The 382-nt window shown below is 49.0% G+C and carries 2 tRNA genes; both read right to left on the reverse strand.

Going from position 1 to position 382, the window contains the following annotated elements:
* Nucleotides 1-86: 86 nt before the first annotated feature.
* A tRNA-Ala gene (locus A7975_RS20995) sits at nucleotides 87-162 on the reverse strand.
* Between the two features lie 36 nt (nucleotides 163-198).
* A tRNA-Ile gene (locus tag A7975_RS21000) sits at nucleotides 199-275 on the reverse strand.
* Between the last annotated feature and the right edge of the window lie 107 nt (nucleotides 276-382).

The raw sequence follows: 382 nt of genomic DNA on the forward strand, positions 1-382 counted from the left end.
CGTTATCCAGTTTTCAAGGTGCAAATTGTTTTGCGGTGAATTTGCTTCATAGTAAATCTTCAGCAAAGACGCAACAAATATTTTTTTGGTGGAGCCAAGCGGGATCGAACCGCTGACCTCCTGCTTGCAAGGCAGGCGCTCTCCCAGCTGAGCTATGGCCCCAAAGTTATATGGGTACCGACTTCTCAGAGTCGATAATGGTGGGCCTTAGTGGACTCGAACCACCGACCTCACCCTTATCAGGGGTGCGCTCTAACCAGCTGAGCTAAAGGCCCTTGGGTATTCCCTTTGGACTTCCTGTTGAAAGATGATTAATCTTTCAAAACTGACAACGAGTGAGCAATATACCTGCCTGAGTATCCGAACCTCATCGGGTCCGGGT

The organism is Bacillus sp. FJAT-26390, from assembly GCF_001682865.1.
In the GTDB taxonomy this organism is placed as follows: Bacteria; Bacillota; Bacilli; order Paenibacillales; family Paenibacillaceae; genus Pristimantibacillus.